We start from the raw sequence: 485 nt of genomic DNA on the forward strand, positions 1-485 counted from the left end.
CTTTCTCGCAGAACCCTCGCCCGGTTCGCCTTAAGGTTGGCTTTGTTGCTACTCCATCCGGGGCAGACGACGCAGCTAAGAAAGCTGACTTCCTGACCTCTCTGGGTGCTTTGAACGATTATGATCAGTCCTGGTACATGATCACTATCGATAAAGAATTGCGCGATCAGCCTTATTTGGACGGCTTGGTTGAATGGGTTGAATCTCAGCCCAAGATTGCTATGATCGATAGCAATGACGTCAAGCTCCAGGACCCGGCGGACACGACTAATATTGCCGCCCGTCATAAGGGTACGGTGGAGCGCACGGCGGTCTTTTACCATACTGACCCGGATGAGTATCTGGCGGCGTCTATTGCTGCGTATATGTCCACCCGCAATTTCGATGATGCGGACAGCGCCTATACTGTCAAGTTCAAGAAGGCCCCCGGCGTTCAGAACGTTGACATTGGTTCGGCGGCTGTGACGGCGGTAACCGGGTTCGTT

Annotated in this window: 1 protein-coding gene; it reads left to right on the plus strand. The window is 53.4% G+C overall.

Translation table 11 applies throughout. The features are described 5' to 3' along the window. The coding region (locus RMT89_RS41050; protein ID WP_315888851.1) for a DUF3383 family protein at positions 1-485 on the plus strand (485 nt) is incomplete at both ends.

The sequence above is a fragment of the Streptomyces sp. P17 genome (assembly GCF_032436805.1).
Taxonomy (GTDB): domain Bacteria; phylum Actinomycetota; class Actinomycetes; order Streptomycetales; family Streptomycetaceae; genus Streptomyces.